This is a genomic window from Cupriavidus sp. 05N38 (assembly GCF_056397345.1).
On the sequence record NZ_JBFTNF010000001.1, the window covers coordinates 56,683 to 75,936 of the forward strand.

At 67.2% G+C, this 19,254-nt stretch carries 15 protein-coding genes and 1 pseudogene; 13 read left to right on the forward strand and 3 right to left on the reverse strand.

Annotated elements, in window-relative coordinates; genetic code table 11:
• Window positions 1-37: 37 nt before the first annotated feature.
• Window positions 38-1,243 (reverse strand): M20 aminoacylase family protein, encoded by a 1,206-nt coding sequence (locus AC1DK4_RS00235; protein WP_441614853.1) that lies wholly within the window; start codon window positions 1,241-1,243, stop codon window positions 38-40.
• A gap of 190 nt (window positions 1,244-1,433) precedes the next feature.
• Between AC1DK4_RS00235 and AC1DK4_RS00240 the strand changes: the two genes are divergently transcribed.
• From AC1DK4_RS00240 to AC1DK4_RS00275, 8 genes are all read left to right on the forward strand, one after another.
• On the forward strand, window positions 1,434-2,375 hold the full coding sequence (locus AC1DK4_RS00240; RefSeq protein ID WP_441614855.1) for a LysR family transcriptional regulator: 942 nt from the start codon (window positions 1,434-1,436) through the stop codon (window positions 2,373-2,375).
• Window positions 2,376-2,778: 403 nt separating this feature from the next.
• Window positions 2,779-3,267, forward strand: a complete 489-nt coding sequence (locus AC1DK4_RS00245) for a VOC family protein (protein ID WP_441614857.1) — start codon at window positions 2,779-2,781, stop codon at window positions 3,265-3,267.
• A 2-nt stretch (window positions 3,268-3,269) separates the two neighbouring features.
• On the forward strand, window positions 3,270-4,493 hold the full coding sequence (locus AC1DK4_RS00250; RefSeq protein ID WP_441614859.1) for an FAD binding domain-containing protein: 1,224 nt from the start codon (window positions 3,270-3,272) through the stop codon (window positions 4,491-4,493).
• Window positions 4,494-4,606: 113 nt separating this feature from the next.
• Window positions 4,607-4,969: a DUF485 domain-containing protein gene (locus AC1DK4_RS00255; RefSeq protein ID WP_441614861.1), complete on the forward strand. Its 363-nt coding sequence runs from the start codon at window positions 4,607-4,609 to the stop codon at window positions 4,967-4,969.
• Window positions 4,966-6,606, forward strand: coding sequence for a cation/acetate symporter ActP (gene actP / locus AC1DK4_RS00260; protein ID WP_441614863.1), 1,641 nt, complete (start codon window positions 4,966-4,968; stop codon window positions 6,604-6,606). Before AC1DK4_RS00255 ends, actP begins: the two co-directional genes overlap by 4 nt.
• A 170-nt stretch (window positions 6,607-6,776) precedes the next feature.
• Complete coding sequence (gene lpdA / locus AC1DK4_RS00265; protein WP_441614865.1) at window positions 6,777-8,534, forward strand: dihydrolipoyl dehydrogenase; 1,758 nt, start codon at window positions 6,777-6,779, stop codon at window positions 8,532-8,534.
• Window positions 8,535-8,646: 112 nt separating this feature from the next.
• Complete coding sequence (locus AC1DK4_RS00270) at window positions 8,647-9,321, forward strand: TetR/AcrR family transcriptional regulator (protein ID WP_441614867.1); 675 nt, start codon at window positions 8,647-8,649, stop codon at window positions 9,319-9,321.
• 43 nt (window positions 9,322-9,364) lie between these two features.
• Window positions 9,365-10,288, forward strand: coding sequence for a LysR family transcriptional regulator (locus AC1DK4_RS00275; RefSeq protein WP_441614869.1), 924 nt, complete (start codon window positions 9,365-9,367; stop codon window positions 10,286-10,288).
• Window positions 10,289-10,397: 109 nt separating this feature from the next.
• On the opposite strand, the pseudogene AC1DK4_RS00280 reads toward AC1DK4_RS00275, so the two are convergent.
• Window positions 10,398-11,438: pseudogene (locus AC1DK4_RS00280) on the reverse strand (pyridoxamine 5'-phosphate oxidase family protein); the annotation flags it as partial.
• 34 nt (window positions 11,439-11,472) lie between these two features.
• Window positions 11,473-12,117 carry a glutathione S-transferase family protein gene (locus AC1DK4_RS00285; protein ID WP_441614871.1) on the reverse strand — a complete coding sequence of 215 codons (645 nt, stop codon included), beginning with the start codon at window positions 12,115-12,117 and terminating at the stop codon, window positions 11,473-11,475.
• 196 nt (window positions 12,118-12,313) lie between these two features.
• Between AC1DK4_RS00285 and AC1DK4_RS00290 the strand changes: the two genes are divergently transcribed.
• The 5 genes from AC1DK4_RS00290 (at window position 12,314) to AC1DK4_RS00310 (ending at window position 19,254) form a co-directional block, all read left to right on the forward strand.
• Window positions 12,314-13,219, forward strand: a complete 906-nt coding sequence (locus AC1DK4_RS00290) for a LysR family transcriptional regulator (protein ID WP_477131350.1) — start codon at window positions 12,314-12,316, stop codon at window positions 13,217-13,219.
• Window positions 13,220-13,659: 440 nt separating this feature from the next.
• Window positions 13,660-14,772 (forward strand): alkene reductase, encoded by a 1,113-nt coding sequence (locus tag AC1DK4_RS00295; RefSeq protein ID WP_441614875.1) that lies wholly within the window; start codon window positions 13,660-13,662, stop codon window positions 14,770-14,772.
• A gap of 216 nt (window positions 14,773-14,988) precedes the next feature.
• On the forward strand, window positions 14,989-17,130 hold the full coding sequence (ppk1, locus tag AC1DK4_RS00300; RefSeq protein WP_441643277.1) for a polyphosphate kinase 1: 2,142 nt from the start codon (window positions 14,989-14,991) through the stop codon (window positions 17,128-17,130).
• Window positions 17,131-17,192: 62 nt separating this feature from the next.
• On the forward strand, window positions 17,193-18,182 hold the full coding sequence (locus tag AC1DK4_RS00305) for a LysR family transcriptional regulator (RefSeq protein ID WP_477131351.1): 990 nt from the start codon (window positions 17,193-17,195) through the stop codon (window positions 18,180-18,182).
• Window positions 18,183-18,282: 100 nt separating this feature from the next.
• Window positions 18,283-19,254 carry a Bug family tripartite tricarboxylate transporter substrate binding protein gene (locus AC1DK4_RS00310; RefSeq protein ID WP_441614881.1) on the forward strand — a complete coding sequence of 324 codons (972 nt, stop codon included), beginning with the start codon at window positions 18,283-18,285 and terminating at the stop codon, window positions 19,252-19,254.

The window sequence follows — 19,254 nt, forward strand, 5'->3', positions numbered from 1 at the left end:
AGAATGGCGAAATCAAGGAAAGTCGGGCGGCGGGGGCTCACGCGACGGGCAGGTAGCGCTCTACCAGCCGCGCCCAGAAGGCCGCGCCGACCGGCAGGTTGTCGTCGTTGAAGTCGTAGCCAGGGTTATGGACCATGCACCCGCCCTCTCCCGCGCCGAGGCCGACGCCGTTGCCCAGGCGCAGGAAGCAGCCCGGCCGCTCCTGCAGCATGAACGCGAAGTCCTCGCTGGCCATCACCTGCTCGAAGCTGGCGTCGACGCCTTGCGCGCCGACCAGCTCTCGCGCCACCTCGATGGCGAAGGCGGTCTCGGGCTCGCTGTTGACGACGACCGGGTAGCCATAGATATAGTCCACCTCGGCGCTGGCGCCGTAGCTCAGCGCCTGCGCCTGGACCAGCGCCTCGATGCGCGTGCGCAGCAGCTCGCGCACGGCAGGGTCGAAGGAGCGCACGCTGAGTTCCAGCGTCGCCGAGGCAGGTATCACGTTGTTCGCCGAGCCGGCGCGCAACACACCGACGGTGACCACTGCCGTGGAGGCGGGATTCACGTTGCGGGCCACGATGGTCTGCAACGCCATCACGATGCTCGACGCGACCACCACGGGATCGATGCTCAGGTGCGGGCGCGCGGCGTGGCTGCCCTTGCCGTGCACGGTGATGGTGACCTTGTCGCCGGCAGCCATGAAGGCGCCGCTGCGGAACAGGAACCTGCCCGCCGGCTCGCCCGGATGATTGTGCATGCCGAAGACGGCGTCGCAGGGGAAACGCTTGAACAGGCCTTCTGCGATCATGCGCTGCGCGCCGCTGTCGACGCCCGCTTCCTCCGCGGGCTGGAAGTAGAGCCTCAGGGTGCCATCGAACCTCCGCTGCGCCGCCAGATACTGCGCGGCGCCCAGCAGCATCGTGGTGTGGCCGTCGTGGCCGCAGGCATGCATGATGCCGGGCATCCGGCTGGCGTGCGGCAAACCCGTCGCTTCCTGGATGGGCAAGGCGTCCATGTCGGCGCGGATGCCGATGCTGCGGCCGCCGTTGCCGGCCTGCAGGCTCGCCACCACGCCGGTGCCGCCGACACCCTCGACCACGTCGTAGCCCCACTCACGGAGCATGCGGCTGACCAGCGCGGCCGTTTCCAGCTCGTTGTAGGCCAGCTCGGGGTGCTGGTGTATGCGGCGGCGGATCGCGCGAAGACCTTGGGCGCTGGCCTCGAGGTCACTCACATTGCAGAAGTGGGGGGCGGACGACATGGCGTTGGGCGTTGCTCTTTGGTGGAATCGATGGCGGATTATTGGCCCGCCCAATTGGTACGATCAATGTATGATTTCGGTGATTACCGTTGCTTTCAAGTCAACAGACAGGGCAGCAGACAAGGCAGCAGACAAGTCAACTGACGACGCAGAAGACTGACGCAGAGACAACCCCGGACACTGCAGATTTATGGCGAATACGACCTTGAACGAGAAGCGCCTGGCCTACTTCTATGAAGCCGCCAGTTGCGGATCGCTGCGCGGCGCGGCAGACCGCATGAACGTCGAGCCATCCGTGGTCAGCAGGCAGATCCAGCAGCTGGAGAACGAACTCGGCGTGGCGCTGTTCGAGCGCAAGGGCCGCGGCGTGGTGCCCACCGAAGCGGCAGCGCTGGTGATGGATCACTGCCGCAATCGGCTGGCCAGCGAAGAGGCGCTGCGCGAGCGGCTGGACGACCTGGGCGGATTGCGCCGCGGCTCGCTGCGCATCGTGGCCGGCGAAGGGTATGGCGATCTCCTTATGGACGGCATCCTCGACGTATTCTGCCGGCAATACCCGGGCGTGCAGGTGTCGGTGGAGTTCGCCAGCGCCGCCGAGGCCGTGCGCATGGTGACGGCTGACGAAGCGCATATCGGCGTGGTCCTGAGCCCGCCGGCCGATGCGGGCATCCGCGTCGTCAGCGAGCGTACGCAGCCGATCTGCGCGGTGGCCTGGGCCGGCCATCCGCTGGCGCAGGCGCGGCGGCCCCCCACGCTGCAGGATATCAGCGCCTATCCCGTCGCCACCATGGGCCCGGGATTCGGCCTGCACCAGCTCGTGCGCCTGGCCGAGTTCACCGAAGGTGTGCAGCTCATCCCGGCTTTCACGACCAGCTCCATCGCGATGCTCAAGCGCTTTGTGGTCGCCCGGCTCGGCGTGACCTTCCTGTCCGGCAGCGCGGTGGCGAGCGAGGCCGCGCGCGGTGAAGTGGTCGCGGTGCGGACGGCGAACCAGGCGCTGGAATCCGCCCGCACCAAGGTCATGGTGCGGGCCGACCGGCCGCTGACGGCGGCCGGCAAGCGGATGCTGGCGCTCATCGAAGCCGCGATGAATCGCCCCGTTGGGCCGGCTGCCGGCCGCCGCAAGGGCTAGCCCGGCGCCAGGCCGGCTTGCGGCGAGCGACTTGCGGAACGACCCGGGCTTGCCGAAATACCGCGGCAACCTGTACAGCCCGCCATTGATCCGCGCCCTGCGCGGACGGAATCATCGCCGCGCAAACCCGCATTGATAGCAGGACCAGCTCGCGCAGGCCGCGCAGATGAGCGAACAAGGGATCGGCGCGGGTGATCGCATCATGGCTAGCGCACGACACTGACGCGGCAATCTGCGTTCGGCGTCACCGGGCCCCGCGACGCGGCCCTTGATGCACGCAGGGATAGCCGGCCGGCCCACCCATCAGGGTAAATACCCCCTCGCCAGCCCTTGGCCACTTCCGATGCCTGCCCTACAATTTATCACACGATCACTAATCGATCGATCAATAGCAAGGGTACCCATGGCAATCACCAAACTCGCGCACTTCTCTATCCGCAGCACCGATCTCGAGAAGTCCTGCGCCTTCTATCAGCGCATCCTCGGCTTCAGGCGGGGCTACCGCCCGCCTTTCGATTTCCCCGGCGCGTGGCTCTACATGGGCGGCGACGAAGGCGACTTCGGCACCGTGCACATTATCGGCATCGACCCCGACAACCCTGCAGGCCTGGCTGCCTATCTTGGCGAACGCGCATTGCCGGAAGCCGGCACCGGCACGCTCGACCACATCGCCTTCCTGGCCACCGGCGTCGCCGACATGTGGGCCACGCTAAAGGCCGAGGGCATTGCGTGGCGGGACCGCACCGTGCCCAGCCTCGGCCTGCACCAGCTCTTCATCGAAGACCCGTCCGGCGTCACCATCGAACTGAACTATCCCGCAGCCGAGGTTGCGGGCCTTGAAATGCCGGGCGCCGCGGACAGCGCGCGCAGCCTCGAAACTGCAGGAGAGTGATCATGACAACCATGTCGAAGCGGCCGAAGGCCATCGTCGTCGGCGGTTCGCTGGGCGGGCTGTTCGCCGCCAACCTGCTTGCCCGCGACGGGTGGGAAGTCGAGGTCTTCGAGCGGGTTACGGAAGCGCTCGCAGGGCGCGGCGCCGGCATTGTCACGCACCCGGAATTGTTCGAGGCGCTTGGCGCGGCCGGCGTCGAGGTGGACGACTCGATCGGCGTGCAGGTCAAGTCGCGGCTCACGCTGGCCCGGGACGGCAGCGTGCAGTCGCAACGCGAGATGCCCCAGACGCTGACGGCGTGGGGCAAGATGTACCACGTGCTGCGCTCCGCCTTCTCGGGCGGCAGCTATCGCCCGGGCGCAACCGTGGTCGCGGTCGACAGCCAGCCGGACCGCGCCACGGTTACGCTCAGCGACGGTTCCATGCATTTCGCCGACCTGGTCATCGCCGCCGACGGCTTCCGCTCCGCGCTGCGGGAACGCTTCCTGCCCGAGGTCAAGCTCCAGTACGCGGGTTATATCGCGTGGCGCGGGCTGGTGGATGAAACGCTGCTCAGCCAGCCCACGCGCGACATGCTGTTCGAGAAGTTCGCCTTCTGCCTGCCTGCGCACGAGCAGATCCTCGGCTACCCGGTTGCCGGCCAGGGCAACAGCACGCAGCCCGGCGAGCGCCGCTACAACTTTGTCTGGTACCGCGCCACCAGCGAGGATATCGACCTGCCTGACTTGCTCACCGACGCCAGCGGCAAGCGCTGGCCGGGCGGCATTCCGCCCGCGCTGATCCGCCCCGACGTGCTGGCCGACATGGAGCAAGCCGCACTGACGCTTCTCGCCCCGCAGTTCGGCGAGGTCGTGACCAAGACCGCACAGCCGTTGTTCCAGCCCATCTTCGATCTCGAGGTGCCGCGCATGGCGTTCGACCGCGTGGCGCTGCTCGGCGACGCCGCCTTCGTGGCGCGGCCACACTGCGGCATGGGCGTGACCAAGGCCGCGGGCGACGCCATGGCGCTGATAAAAGCCCTGAAGAGCCACGATTCGGTGCCGTCGGCGCTGGAGACCTATAGCGCCGAGCGCGTGCAGGTAGGCATGGCGATCGTCCAGCACGCCCGCCACCTGGGCGCATATATGCAGGCACAACTCAAGGACGAGACCGATCGCCAGATGGCGGAGCGCTATCGCACGCCGGAAGCCGTCATGCGCGAGACGGCGGTGTCGACGCGGTTCTGACCGCCATGCCGCCTCGACATGCATCGACATCCCGGGTGGCAGCGCCTTGCAGCGCTCCCCGCAGCCTGCCGAAACGCCGCCCGGCATCACATACGCCCCCAATGGAGACAACCGTGGAACATACCGCCACAAGCTACCCGCCCGCCGCCCGCAAGGCGGAACCGCCGCCCCCGCCCGCGCGGAACCCGCTGCTCAACGATCCCCGGTTCCAGTCCCTGGTGCGCACGCGGCGTACCTTCGCATGGACGCTCACCGCCCTCATGCTGGCCGTGTACTTCGGCTACATCCTTACGCTGGCCTTCAACCCGGCGCTGCTGGGCCGGCCCCTCACGCCCGGCCTGCCGACCAGCGTGGGCATCCCGGTCGGCTTCGGCATGTTCGCGGTGACCTTCCTCCTGGTGGCGGTGTACGTGCATCGCACCAATACGGTCTACGACAAGCTGATCAGCGACATCAAGCAAGGGGCAGCAAAATGAAGCGCATCTTCCTCTCTCCGGCCTTGCTGCTGGCCGCGCTGCCGGCGTTGCCGGCCCATGCCGCGACATCCGCGGTGGGCCAGGGCCTGAACCTCATCGCCATCGCCATGTTCCTGGTGTTCGTCGCGTCGACGCTGGTGGTGACGCGCTGGGCCGCGAAGAAGAACAACAGCGTGGCCGACCACTATGCCGCGGGCGGCAAGATCACCGCCATGCAGAACGGCTGGGCCATCGCCGGCGACTACATGTCCGCGGCTTCCCTGCTCGGCATCTCGGCGCTGGTGTTCACGAGCGGCTACGACGGCCTGATCTACTCGATCGGCTTCCTCGCGAGCTGGCCGATCATCCTGTTCCTGATCGCCGAGCCGCTGCGCAACCTCGGCCGCTTCACGCTGGCGGACGTGGTCTCGTACCGGCTGCAGCAGCGGCCGATCCGCGCGTTCTCGGCATCGAGCTCCATCGTCATCGTGCTGCTGTACCTGGTCTCGCAGATGGTCGGTGCCGGCAAGCTGGTCGAGCTGCTGTTCGGCTTCAACTACACGGCCGCGGTGGTGCTGGTCGGCGTGCTGATGGTCGTCTATGTCTTCTTCGGCGGCATGCTGGCCACCACGTGGATCCAGATCATCAAGGCCGTGCTGCTGCTCGCCGGCGCTGCCTTCATGGCCTTCATGGTCCTGAGCCGCTTCGGCTTCAGCCTGAACGCGCTGTTCTCGCAAGCGATCGTGGCCCACGGCAAGCATGCGGCGATCATGAGCCCGGGCGGCCTGGTGTCCGATCCGGTCTCGGCGGTGTCCCTGGGCCTGGCGCTGATCTTCGGCACCGCGGGCCTGCCGCACATCCTGATGCGCTTCTTCACCGTCGGCGACGTCAAGGCCGCGCGCAAGAGCATCCTGTACGCGACCGGCATCGTCGGCACCGGCTATGCGCTGATCATCATCATCGGCTTCGGCACGATCGCGCTCGTCGCCACCGATCCGCTCTATCACAACGCGTCGGGCGCGGTGATCGGCGGCGTCAACATGGTCGCGGTGCACCTGGCGCACGCGGTGGGCGGCAACGTCTTCCTCGGCTTTATCTGCGCGGTGGCGTTCTCGACCATCCTGGCCGTCGTGGCCGGCCTTGCGCTGGCAGGCTCCTCGGCCATTTCGCATGACCTCTATGCCAAGGTCCTGCGCCAGGGTGCCGCGACGGACAAGGAGGAAATGCGGGTTTCCCGGATGACGACGCTCGTGCTTGGCGTGCTCTCCATCCTGCTTGGCATCCTGTTCGAGAAGCAGACCATCGCCTTCATCGTCAGCCTGACCTTCTCCATCGCCGCCAGCTCCAACTTCCCGGTGCTGCTGCTGTCGATCTACTGGCGGGGACTGACGACCCGCGGCGCCGTGATCGGCGGATCGCTGGGCCTGCTGACCGCGGTGGTGCTGACGGTGCTCAGCCCCACCGTCTGGGTGCAGGTCCTTGGCCATGCGACCGCGCTCTACCCTTACGAGTATCCCGCGCTGTTCTCCATGCTGGTTGCCTTCGGCGGCATCTACGTGTTCTCCGTGACCGACAGGTCCGCGCGCGGCGCGCGCGAACGCGGCGCCTTCGACAACCAGCTGGTGGACTGCGAGCTCGGCCTGATCAAGCAGGGCTGAACAGTGCATCCGTCTACGGGTAAATACCAATAAGGCCGGACAATTGGCCAATTGTCCGCTCACCTAGACTGATAGATCGCATGGAGGGCGGGATGCCGGCGGGCCGGCATCCCGGCGATGGATCCCACCGTCCTCCCGGAACAGTCAACCAGAAAAAGGGGAATCGAAACATGGCCGCGATCGAAGTCAAGGTGCCTCAACTATCCGAATCGGTCTCCGAAGGCACCTTGCTGCAATGGAAGAAAAAAGCAGGCGATGCCGTTGTGCTCGACGAGATACTTGTCGAGGTCGAGACCGACAAGGTTGTGCTCGAAGTGCCCTCCCCCGCCAACGGCGTGCTGGCCCAGATCGTTCGCGGCGACGGCGCGACGGTCAAGGCCGAGGAGGTGATCGCGACCATCGACCCTAGCGGCAAGGCCGCCGCGCCTGCACCGGCCGCGGCCGCGCCGGCTCCCGCGGCTGCCCCGGCACCCGCGGCTGCAGCAGCCACGGCCACCGTGGCCACGGATTTCGACGTGATCGTGATCGGCTCCGGCCCCGGCGGCTACATCGCGGCGATCCGCGCGGCGCAGCTCGGCATGTCGGTGGCCTGCATCGAGGAATGGAAGAACCCCGCGGGCAAGCCGAAACTCGGCGGCACCTGCCTGAACGTCGGGTGCATCCCGTCCAAGGCCTTGCTGGCGTCGTCGGAGCAATACGAGAACGCCCTCCAGCATCTTGCCGATCACGGGGTGAAGGCGAAAGGGGTGACGCTTGACCTCGACACGATGATCGGCAGGAAGGCCGCCATCGTCGAGAAGATCACCGGCGGCGTCGAGTTCCTGTTCCGCAAGAACAAGATCACCTGGATCAAGGGCCACGGCAAGTTCCTGGGGCGCGCCGACGGCGCCATCAGCGTCGAGGCCGGCGAAGCCGGCAGCGCCAGGCCCTACACGGCCAGGCATGTGATCATCGCGACCGGCTCGAAGGCGCGGCATCTTCCCGGCATTCCGGTCGACAACAAGATCGTCTCCGACAACGAAGGCGCCCTCGCCTTCGACTCCGTACCCAAGAAGCTCGCCGTGATCGGGGCCGGGGTGATCGGCCTGGAGCTGGGCTCCGTCTGGCGCCGGCTTGGCGCGGAGGTCACCCTGCTCGAAGCGCTGCCGACCTTCCTCGGCGCGCTCGACGAAGCGGTGGCGAAGGAAGCGGAAAAGCTGTTCAAGAAGCAGGGCCTGACCATCCATCTCGGGGTCAGCATCGGGGACGTGAAGATCACCAAGAAGGGCCTCACGATCCAGTACAAGGACAAGGACGGCGCCGGCCAGACGCTGGAGGCCGATCGCCTCATCGTCTCCGTCGGCCGCGTCCCCAACACGGACGATCTCGGCCTCGACACGGTAGGGTTGTCGACGGATGAGCGCGGCTTTATCCCGGTGGACGATCACTGCGCCACCGCCATCCCCGGCATCCACGCGATCGGCGATGTCGTGCGCGGGCCGATGCTGGCGCACAAGGCAGAAGACGAAGGCGTGATGGTGGCCGAGCGCATCGATGGCCAGAAGCCGCACCTGGACTACAACTGCATTCCCTGGGTCATCTACACCGAACCGGAGATCGCCTGGGTCGGCAAATCGGAGCAGCAATTGAAGGCGGAGGGCCGCGAGGTCAGGTCGGGACAGTTCCCCATGATGGCGAACGGGCGCGCGCTGGGCATCGGCAAGACGGAGGGCTTCGTGAAGATGATCGCGGATGCCAAGACCGATGAGCTGCTCGGCATCCACGTGATCTCGGCCAATGCCTCCGACCTGATCGCGGAGGCGGTCGTGGCCCTCGAGTTCAAGGCATCTTCGGAGGATATCGGCATGCTCAGCCATCCGCACCCCTCGTTGTCCGAGGTGATGCGCGAGGCCGCGCTCGCCGTGCGCAAGCGCGCCTTGAATATCTAGGGGCCCTGGCCTTGCCATGCCTGGACCAGTACCGCCGCGTCTCGCAATTTATCATCTGATTGGTACAATGCAGCCAGCACTCCGCACGGGAATGCCCTGCACAGGTGGATGAATGAATCGAGACGCGGCTTCACCCAAGAACGATGCCCCGGCAAAGACCGGCAAACGATTGCTTCCGGAGGAACGGGAGCAGCAGATCGTCCAGAAGGCCATCGAACACTTCACCCGCAACGGCTTCTCCGGCAGCACCCGGGAACTCGCGAAGCAGATCGGCGTCACGCAGCCTCTGCTGTACCGCTACTTCGAGAGCAAGGAGGCACTGATCGACCGGGTGTACAACGAGGTATTCCAGTGGCGCCCCGACTGGGAGCGACAGATCGCCGACCGCTCGACGCCGCTGACCGAACGCTTGTATGCGTTCTATCTCGACTACGCGTCCGTCATCCTGCGGGAAGAATGGATCCGCGTGTTCATCTTTGCCGGCCTGACGCGCGAGGGCATCAACAACAAGTATCTCAACAAGCTGCGCAGCAAGGTGTTCCTGCCCGTGCTGGCCGAAGTGCGGGCGGAGTTCGACATCCCCGAGCCGCGCAACACCGCCGAACTCGACGCCGAGGTCGAGATGATCTGGAGCCTGCACGCCTCCATTTTCTATCTCGGCGTGCGCAAGTGGGTCTATGGCCTGAAGGTTCCCGCCGACGTCGCCACCGATGTGCGCCTGAAGGTCGATATGTTCCTCCACGGCGCACCCGCCGTGATGCGCACCTTGCGCAAGCCGCGCGCCTGACGACCGGCCAGCCGGACCCTCCCCCGACGCTGGAGCCATGATCATGGACAAGCTGCTGGCATTGAAGATGTTCGTCGAGACCGTCGACGCCAAGGGGTTTTCCTCCGCCGCCCGCAGGCTGAACCTCGCCACGTCGTCCGTGACCCGGCTGATGGACAACCTGGAGGAGGAACTCGGCGCCGTCCTGCTGAACCGCTCGACCCGCCAGGTCACCGTCTCCGAAGCCGGCGCCGCCTACTACCAGCGCGCGCGAAAGATCCTGGACGCGGTGGCGGAGGCGGATGCGCTTATCGCCGACCGCGGCGATACGCCGGTCGGCCAGCTCCGCGTTTCCCTGCCGGTTGCGTTCGGGCGGCGCTGCATCGCGCCGTTCCTGGGCGGACTGCTTGCACGCCACCCCAAGCTCGAACTTGAGGTCACGCTCACCGACGACATCGTCGACCTGCTCGGCGAGCGCATCGACCTGTCCATCCGGCTCGGCAGCGCGGCCGCGTTCGACGACGTGGTTGCACGGCAGATCGGCGTATTCCGCCGCAAGGTGGTGGGCAGTCCCGGTTATCTGCAGCGGCGTGGCCTGCCGGCCGCGCCGTCTGACCTGCTCGGGCACGAATGCCTGCGTTTCAGCTATGGCGCCGGCCAGCAGGTCTGGACGTTCCTGCGCGACGCGGAGGAAGTCCAGGTGCCCATCCCGGGCAACTTCAGGAGCAACAATGCGGAAGTGCTGCGCGAACTGGCCCTGGCCGACGGCGGCATCGCCCTCGTGCCTGACTGGCTCGTCGGCGAGGACATCCAGGGTGGCCGGCTGACGTCGCTGTTCGAGGACTGGACCGTCAATCCCAACCGGGCCAGCTCGGCCATTTCCGCCCTCTACCTGCCGAACCAGCGTGGCTCCAGGCGCATCGGTGCCTTCCTCGATTTTCTCGCGCGGATTCCGGGGCCGACGAACCGGGACGCCACGACCGCATAGGCTTGCCGCCTGGCGTCCCGCATCCGCGCGCGCCGTCTCCGCGCGGCTGGCCATGGCGCGATCCCATCTGTTCTGGCTCGCCCTGTCAACAACAGGACCCGGGTGGCAGCGGCAGCACCGTAGCCATCACAGATCCAGGCATAAGCTGCTGCTGCCTACCGGCGGCGCCGGCGGTCTGGGCCGTGCGGCCGAATTCGGGCGCGTACTCCACATCCGACCAGGCAAACGGCATGGCGCCAGGCGTGCGGCGCGCTTCCCGGACGCGGAACCGCAACAGGCGCTGCGCCCCCTGGAATGCCGACAGTTCGGGCCCTTCCCATATCACCTCGGCGGTCACCACGAGGTAGAGGATATCGCCCGACGCGAGGTCGACGAACAGAAGCCCGGCGCGCGGATCGTGCAGCAGGTTGCCGATCGTATTGAAGAACCGGTTGCCGCTGTAGTCCGGCACGGTGATGGCGCCGTCGTCCCCGACCTGGACGAAACCGGGCAGGCCGCCCCGATGGGATACATCGGCGCCGCCGGACATGCCGGCGGATGCATCCGCATTGGCGCTGGCGACAAAGAACGTGTCGGCGCGCGCCAGCAGGCTCCGGTCCGCATCGGATAGCGCGCCGGCACGCAACACACGGGCCCGCGAGGCGGATGGCGTCCGGGCCACGGGCACGGGCGTACGGCGCTGGATGTACTGCGCGCAGTTGCCGAAGCTCTGGCTGACCCTGAGCGTGAACGCATCGCCATCCGCTGCGCTGACCACGCCGTTGACGCGGTTCCTGCGCCGGGTCTGCGGCTGGATGCCCAGCCCGCCCACCATCGCGCCTGGCAACCAGGTGCCCGCCAGGGGATCGCCGGGCAGCGCCGCGCCGCCAATGCGAAGCGTGCACGGATCCGGCGACGACACGAATCCGGGCTCGCCGGCCCTGATCGTTGCCCAGGGCTGGCCCTGCGCATCCAGCCCGCCCAGCACCAGGAACGGCAGCGTCGCATAGAACTCCCGGTGCTGCTCCGGCATGTAGGTGCGAATGCCGCGCCGCCCGCTCCGGTCGGCCATCTCGCGCACGCCCGCATGCTGCTGGGCCAGCAGCTCGGTGGCGTGGAACGGGGATTGCGGGCCGGGCCATCCCGGCGGCGGTGCGGCATTCTGCGACATGGTCGTTCTCCCTCAGGCAGYCAGCGCGGCAGCCTTATCCGGCCAGCAAGCCGGCCTTGGTCACGGGCATGCCGGCGAAGCGGGGCAATGCCTCGATGCGGCGCAGCCATGCGCGCAGGTTCGGATAAGGCTCGAGCGACACGCCGCCTTCCGGGGCATGGGCGATATAGGTGTAGGCGGCGATGTCCGCGACGGTGGGCACCGAGCCAATGGCGAACGGGCTGGTGGCGAACCCGGCTTCGATCACTTCGAACAGGTTGACCGCGATCTTCCTGGCCGCTTCATGGTCCAGCGGCGCCCCGAACACGGTCACCAGGCGGGCGGCGCAGGGGCCATAGGCGATCTGCCCCGCGGCAAGCGAAAACCAGCGCTGCACCGCGGCGGCGCCAAGCTCGTCTTCGGGCAGCCACGCCGCATCGCCATAGCGCCTTGCCAGGTACACCAGGATCGCATTCGAGTCATACAGGACCGTATCGCCATCCTGGATCGCCGGTACCTGGCCGAAAGGGCTGATGGCGAGGAATTCCGGGCGGCGGTTGTCCTTTGCTTTCATGTCGATCTCGGTGACCTCGAACGGCAGGTCGAGCAAGGTCAGGAAAAGGCGAACCCGGTGTCCATGGCCCGAGAGGCGGGTGGTGTACAGCCGGATCGGCGCAACAGGCTTGGTCTTGGTTGGCATCTGTGTCTTTGCTTGGGTTGGAGCGCCCTGGACGGCGGGCGCGGACGGGACGGGTTAGCGCGAAAGCAGAGCCTACCCCTTGGGATTGGCCGCCGGAAGATAGATAATCGCGGAAACATAGTCCTTCTGGACAGGACAATTCAACCCCAGCGGACAGCGCACCCCGGATCCCGCCGCGGTGCCGGCAGAGTGGAACATGACCGATCTCCAGCACGTCAACCTGAATCGCCTCGCCATCTTCGTCGCCGTGGTCGAGACCGGCTCGATGACTTCGGCGGCCGAGCGCCTCGGGCTGGCCAAGACAGTGGTCAGCAGCCATATGCAGCGCCTGGAGGCCGAGATCGGGGCGAGCCTGCTGCACCGGACCACGCGGCGCCTGAGCGTGACGGACTCCGGCAAGRCCTTCTACCAGGCGTGCCGGCAGATCATCGCCACCGCCGAGAGCGCCATCGCGGACGCGGCGGGACGCACCGGCCCCCTGCGCGGCGCCCTGCGCGTGAGCGCGCCGATCGACTACGGCTCGCTGGTCGTCGCGCCGGCGCTGGTTGCCCTGCGCGCGGCCCAGCCCGCGCTGGAGATCGAACTGGCCTGCAACGACCGCTATGTGGACCTGATCGCGGAACGTGTCGACGTTGCCATCCGGCTTGGCCGCCTGCAGGATTCGAACCACCGGGCCGTCAGGCTCGGCAGCTTCGTCAAATGGCTGGTGGCCAGTCCCGGCTTCGTGAAGGCGTGGGGACAGCCACGCTCCCCGCTCGACCTGGCCGGCCTGCCCTGCGTGGCGTTGTCGATCTTGCCAAGACCCCATTCGCTGACCCTGCGCAATGGCCAGCAGCAACAGCAGACCCTGCGCTGCACCAACCTGCTGATGGCCAACACGGCCCACGCGTGCCGCGCGGCCGTGCTCGCCGGCGGCGGCTTCGGCCTGCTCACGGACTTCTCGGTGCGGGAGGATGTGCAGGCCGGGCGCCTTGTGCGTCTTCTGCCGGACTGGGAGACCGAGGCCGCGGGTATCCAGGCCATCTTCCCGCCGACCAGCCACCCGCCCCCGAAGGTCATGGCGTTTATCGACGCGCTGCGCGGATACCTCGAACACCGCTGAGGCAGGTCCCGAATTCGACGGCAAGCGCCACGCTTGCCACCGGGACACGCCTTCACCCCCCGCACCGTCCAAGACGGATATCGAGGCCTTGCCGAAGGGCCCCGGTGCATAAGGCAACGGCACGACGGCGCTGACTTGCCGCCGTGGCCAGCGCGTGCCGGCCTCCCGCGCAAGGAGGCCGCTTTTCGTTTGCCGCGCCGCGGCAGCGCCGGTCTGCGGCACCCGCATCGCTTCGAGCGCCAGTCGCGGCCTTGCTCCCGGCGCAACGCTGAGTTGCGCGGCGCTCCCATTCCGCGCAGCCGCCCAAGGGCCTACCTTAGTGACACCGCAATACGCAATACGCAGTGCGCAGTGCGCAGTGCGCAATGCGCAATACCCAAAAAACAAAAAACAAAACGCAATGCGATTCTCTCCAAATCCTTGATCGAAGGAGCCTTATCTTGAACAAGCATCTCTTTACGCCGATTTCCGTGGGCAATATCTCGCTGGCACACCGCGTCGCGATGGCGCCGCTTACCCGCTCGCGCGCCGGGCAACCCGGCAATGTGCCCACTGCGATGAATGCCGAGTACTACCGGCAGCGCGCCTCGGCCGCCCTCATCATTTCCGAGGCGGCCCAGATCTCGCAGCAAGGGCAAGGCTATGCCTGGACACCCGGCATCTACAGCCAGGAACAGGTCGAAGGCTGGCGCAAGGTGAGCGAGGCCGTGCATGCCGAAGGCGGCAAGATGTTCCTCCAGCTCTGGCACGTCGGACGGGTCTCGCACCCGGTGTTCCAGCCCGGTGGCGCGTTGCCGGTCGCCCCGAGCGCGCTGCCGGTCCCCGGCAAGACATTCATCGTCGACGAGCACGGCAATGGCGTCTGGGGCGACGTGCCCGTGCCGCAGGAACTGACCACCGAAGGGATCAGGCAGATCGTGGCTGACTATCGCCAGGCAGCCCGCAACGCCATCGCCGCCGGCATGGACGGCGTGGAGATCCACGCAGGGAATGGCTACCTGCTCGACCAGTTCATCAACTCGAACAGCAACCAGCGCAACGACGGCTATGGCGGCAGCATCGAGAACCGCGCGCGCCTGTTGCTGGAAGTCGTGGACGCCATCAGCGAAGAAGTCGGCGCCGGCCGGGTTGCCGTGCGCCTGACGCCCATGGGCCGCTTCATGGGCATGGGCGACGAAACGCCGGAAGCAACCTACGGCCATATCGTGCGCCGGCTCAGCGAGCGCAGCCTGGCGTACCTGCATCTGGTGGAGCCGGCCATGGTCGGGGTGGTGAAGGATGAGAACTTCGACCCGCGCTGGGATGCCATCATCCAGGCCCTGCGCAACGATTACGACGGCGTACTGATGCTCGCCGGCGGCTACGACGGCGCCAGCGCGGAGCAGGCCATTGCCGACGGGCGTGCCGACCTCATCGCTTTCGGGCGGCCCTTTCTCGCCAACCCGGATCTCCCGGCGCGCCTGAAGGGAAACCATCCCCTCAATGCGCCTGATGCGGCATCGTTCTTCGGCGGGACGTCGGCGGGTTACCTTGACTATCCGGCGCTCGGCTGAGCGGGGCTGGAGGCCGAAACGCGCCCGCACCGGGTCTGCCGCGCGCGGCCCGACGGGCGGCGCGGGCCCGGGAGCGGGCGCCTTTTAACACAAAGACATGACACTTTAGTTGCGCTGCCGCCGCAAAGCCTCCTCAAGCGCCGCGCGACGGGGTACTATGATCCATCTGGTCGCCCCCCGGCGGCGATCCTCACCAGAACAGGATTGAAGTCGAATATGGCAGAAGGCTCGGGTGTCCCACTCCAGAACGCCCCGTCCCTCCCCTTGCCGCAGAGTGATTCTAATGGCACTCCGGCGGATTTCCTTGCCAGCGCCGACGCCCGGCAATCCTTCCTCAATCGTGTCGCCAGCCAGCTGGAATTCAACCGGCGCGTGCTGTTCCAGGCAGAGGACCGCGAGATCCCGCTGCTGGAACGGCTGCGTTTCCTGTGCGTGTTCAGCAGCAACCTCGACGAGTTCTACGAGATCCGCGTCGCCGGCCTCAAGGAGCAGATCAAGCTGCAGGCTGCGCTGCCCGGCCCCGACGGGCTGGACCCGCGCCAGGTCTATGCGCTGCTCAGCGCGCGCGCCCACAAGCTGGTGGCCGAACAATACCGGCTGTTCAACGAGGTCCTGATCCCGGAACTGGCCACCGAGGGCATCCGCTTCCTGCGGCGCCCGGAGTGGACCGGGCCGCAAGCCGAGTACATCCGGGACTTCTTCTTCCGCGAGCTGATGCCGATGCTGACGCCGATCGGCCTCGATCCGGCGCACCCGTTCCCGCGCGTGCTCAACAAGAGCCTGAATTTCGCCGTGGAACTGGATGGCAAGGATGCCTTCGGCCGCGAGGCCGGATCGGCGATCGTGCAGGCGCCGCGGGCGCTGCCCCGCGTCATCCTGCTGCCGAGCGAGATCTCCGGCTGCGAGCATGGCTTCGTGTTCCTGTCGTCGATCCTGCATGCCCATGTGTGCGAGCTGTTTCCGGGCATGCGCGTGCGCGGCTGCTACCAGTTCCGCGTCACCCGCAACAGCGACCTGTTCGTCGACGAGGACGAAATCAAGAACCTGCGCGATGCGCTGCAGGGCGAGTTGCCGCAGCGGCACTATGGCGATGCCGTGCGACTCGAAGTGGCGGACAACTGCTCCGACGAGATGACGCGGTTCCTGCAGAAGCAATTCGGGCTCGAGGACACCGAAGTCTTCTCCGTCAACGGCCCGGTCAACCTGGTGCGGCTGATGCCGGTGCCGGACAGCGTCGCCCGCGATGACCTGAAGTACCCGCAGTGCCGGGCCGGACTGCCGAAGGCCCTGCAAGACCAGACCGACATATTCCGCGCCATCCGCGATGGCGATATCCTGCTGCACCACCCCTTCCAGTCGTTCATGCCCGTGGTGGATTTCATCCGCCAGGCGGCGGAAGACCCGGATGTCATGGCGATCAAGCAGACGGTGTACCGGGCCGGCAACGACTCGGCGCTGCTCGACGCGCTGATCGGCGCCGCACGCCGCGGCAAGGAAGTCAGCGTGGTGGTGGAGCTGCTGGCGCGCTTCGACGAAGAGGCCAACATGAACTGGGCCGCCCAGCTCGAGGAAGCCGGCGCGCACGTAGTGTATGGGGTGGTGGGCTACAAGGCCCATGCCAAGATGGCGATGGTGGTGCGGCGCGAAGGCGAAAAGCTGCGCCGCTATGTGCATCTGTCCACCGGCAACTATCACTCGCAGACTGCGCGCAACTTCACTGACATCGGCCTGTTTACCTGCAAGGAAAGCATCGCCTGCGACGTGGCCAACGTGTTCTCGCAACTGACCGGACTGGGCCATCCCGGCACGCTGGCCCATCTCTGGCAGGCGCCGTTCACCATGCACACGTCGCTGCTCGAGGCGATCCGCCGCGAAGCCAAGCACGCCAAGGCGGGCCGCAAGGGCTTCATCATCGCCAAGATGAACGCACTGCTGGAGCCGAAGATCATCCAGGCGCTGTACCAGGCGTCCTGCGACGGCGTGCGCATCGAGCTGATCGTGCGCGGCGCCTGCGCGCTGCGGCCCGGCGTGCCKGGGATGTCGGAGAATATCCGCGTGCGCTCGGTGCTCGGGCGCTTCCTCGAGCACGAGCGGATCTTCTACTTCTACAACGACAAGGCCGAAGACGTGCGCCTGTCCAGCGCCGACTGGATGGAGCGCGATTTCTTCCGCCGCATCGAGATCTGCTTCCCGATCCTGGACAAGGCCCTGAAAAAGCGCGTGATCGAAGAAGGGCTCAAGCGCTACCTCAAGGACAACCGCGACACCTGGGAACTGGAAGCGGATGGCAACTACCGGCGCCGCCGCGGCCGCCGGCAAGTCTCGGCCCAGTGCGCGCTGCTTGCCGAGCTGGCATAGCATCGGCCGTGCCCGCCTTACCCGCATCGCCTGCCGCACCCGCCACGCCCGCCACAACTTCAATGCCCGCCTCTGCCGCCGCCCGGCAGGCCGCCCGCACCGCGGCCAGCCTGCGCTTCGACCTGACCACCATGCGGCTGTTCATTGCCACTGCGGAAAGCGGCGGCATCACGCGCGCCGCCGAGCAGTTGTGCCTGGTCCCGGCCGCGGCATCGCGCCGTATCCGCGAACTGGAGGCGCAACTCGGCCTGCCCCTGTTCGAGCGCCGCCCGCACGGCATGGCGCTGACCGATGCGGGCCGCGCCATGCTGGCGCACGCGCGCAGCCTGATCCACGCCGTCGACCGCATGCAGGACGATGCCGCCGCCTTCCTGCACGGCGACCGCGGCGTGATCCGTATCGCCGCCTGCACCTCGGCCGTGGTGCAGTTCCTGCCCGCCGATCTCGGCCGCTGCCACGCGGCGTGGCCCGACATCAAGGTCGACCTGCAGGAGCTCAACAGCGTGGGCGTGATCCAGGCGGTCAAGCGCGGCCTGGCGGACGTGGGGGTCTATGAAAGCACGGTCGGGCCGGTCRCCCTGCCATCGCTGCCTTACCGCGAAGACCGCCTGGTGCTGGTGGCGCATCACGCGCACCCGCTGGCCGGATCGCGCAAGGTTGCCATCGACGACCTGCTGGCGCATGAAGTGATCGGCCTCACCGAGGGCGCCTCGATCTCCATCACGCTCGGCCGCCTGGCCGTGGCCGCCAGCCGGCCGCTGCGCATGCGCATCCGCGTGGGCAGCTTCGACAGCATGATCGCCATGATCGCGGGCGAGATCGGCATCGGCATCATGCCCGCCCACGTGGCAACCATGTTCGCGCGCGGCAAGACCTTCCGGCATATCGCCATCGACGAGGCCTGGGCCTGCCGCCGCTTCGTGCTGTGCCACCAGCCGCACGCCGAGCTGTCTTCGGCGGCACGCGCGCTGATCCCGGTCCTGACGGCGGGGTCGGCGGCAGCTTCGTCCGCGGATTCACCAAATGTGAACGCAGCAACGGCGAAAGACTGATGGCCGCTGCCGCCCCGGCGCGGCATAGTGCGGGACAGCACACACCATCGCAGTCAAAAAATACGCGTGCCCACGCCGGTGCGCGACCAGGAGACACCCCATGCAAGCACTTCGCGCACGCTGGCGCGCCGCGGCCGCCGGCACGTTGCTCGGGCTCTGCGCGCACGCGCACGCTGCCTTTCCCGACAAGCCCATCCGCATCAACGTCGGCGCCCCGCCGGGCGGCGGCACCGATATCGTGGCCCGGCTGTTTGCCGAGAAAATGGGCGGCCCGCTCGGGCAGCCCATGCTGGTGGACAACCGCCCCGGCGCGGCCAACACCATCGCCGCGGACCTGACCGCGAAGGCGCCCGCCGACGGCTACACCCTGCTGGCAGCGACCAACTCGCCACAGGTGATCGCGCCGCAGCTCATGCGCCTGTCCTTCGACCCGCTCAAGGACCTGACCCCGATCGGCCTGGCGCTGGTGGTCCCGCATGTGCTGCTGGTGGCGCCGCAGGTGCAGGCCGACAGCGTGGCGTCGCTGGTCGCCCAGATCAAAGCGCAGCCCGGCAAGTTCAGCTACGCCAGTTCTGGCATCGGCAGCGTGCAGCACATGGCGGCCGAACTGTTCATGAAGGCCACCGGCACGCAGATGGTCCATGTGCCGTACAAGGGCAGCTCGCAGGCCCACGTGGACCTGATGGCCGGGCAGGTGCAGATCATGCTGGATACGTCGTCGTCGGCCATGCCGCATATCCGCTCCGGCAAGCTGCGCGCGCTGGCGGTGACCACGCCCAGGCGCTCGGCCGCGCTGCCCGACGTGCCCACCTTGCAGGAGATCGGCATCAAGGGCGCGGACATGAGCACCTGGTATGCCTTCTACGCGCCGCGCCAGACGCCGGCGCCCGCGCTCGATCGCCTCACGCGCGAGTTCAATACCGCGCTGAAGCTGCCCGAGGTGCAAAGCAAGCTGCGCGGCCTCGGCGGCGATCCCGGCACGCTCACGCGCGAGCAGTTCATCCAGCTGCAGAAGGCGGACTACGACCGCTTCGGCAAGCTGATCCGCGAACAGAACATCAGGATGGATTGA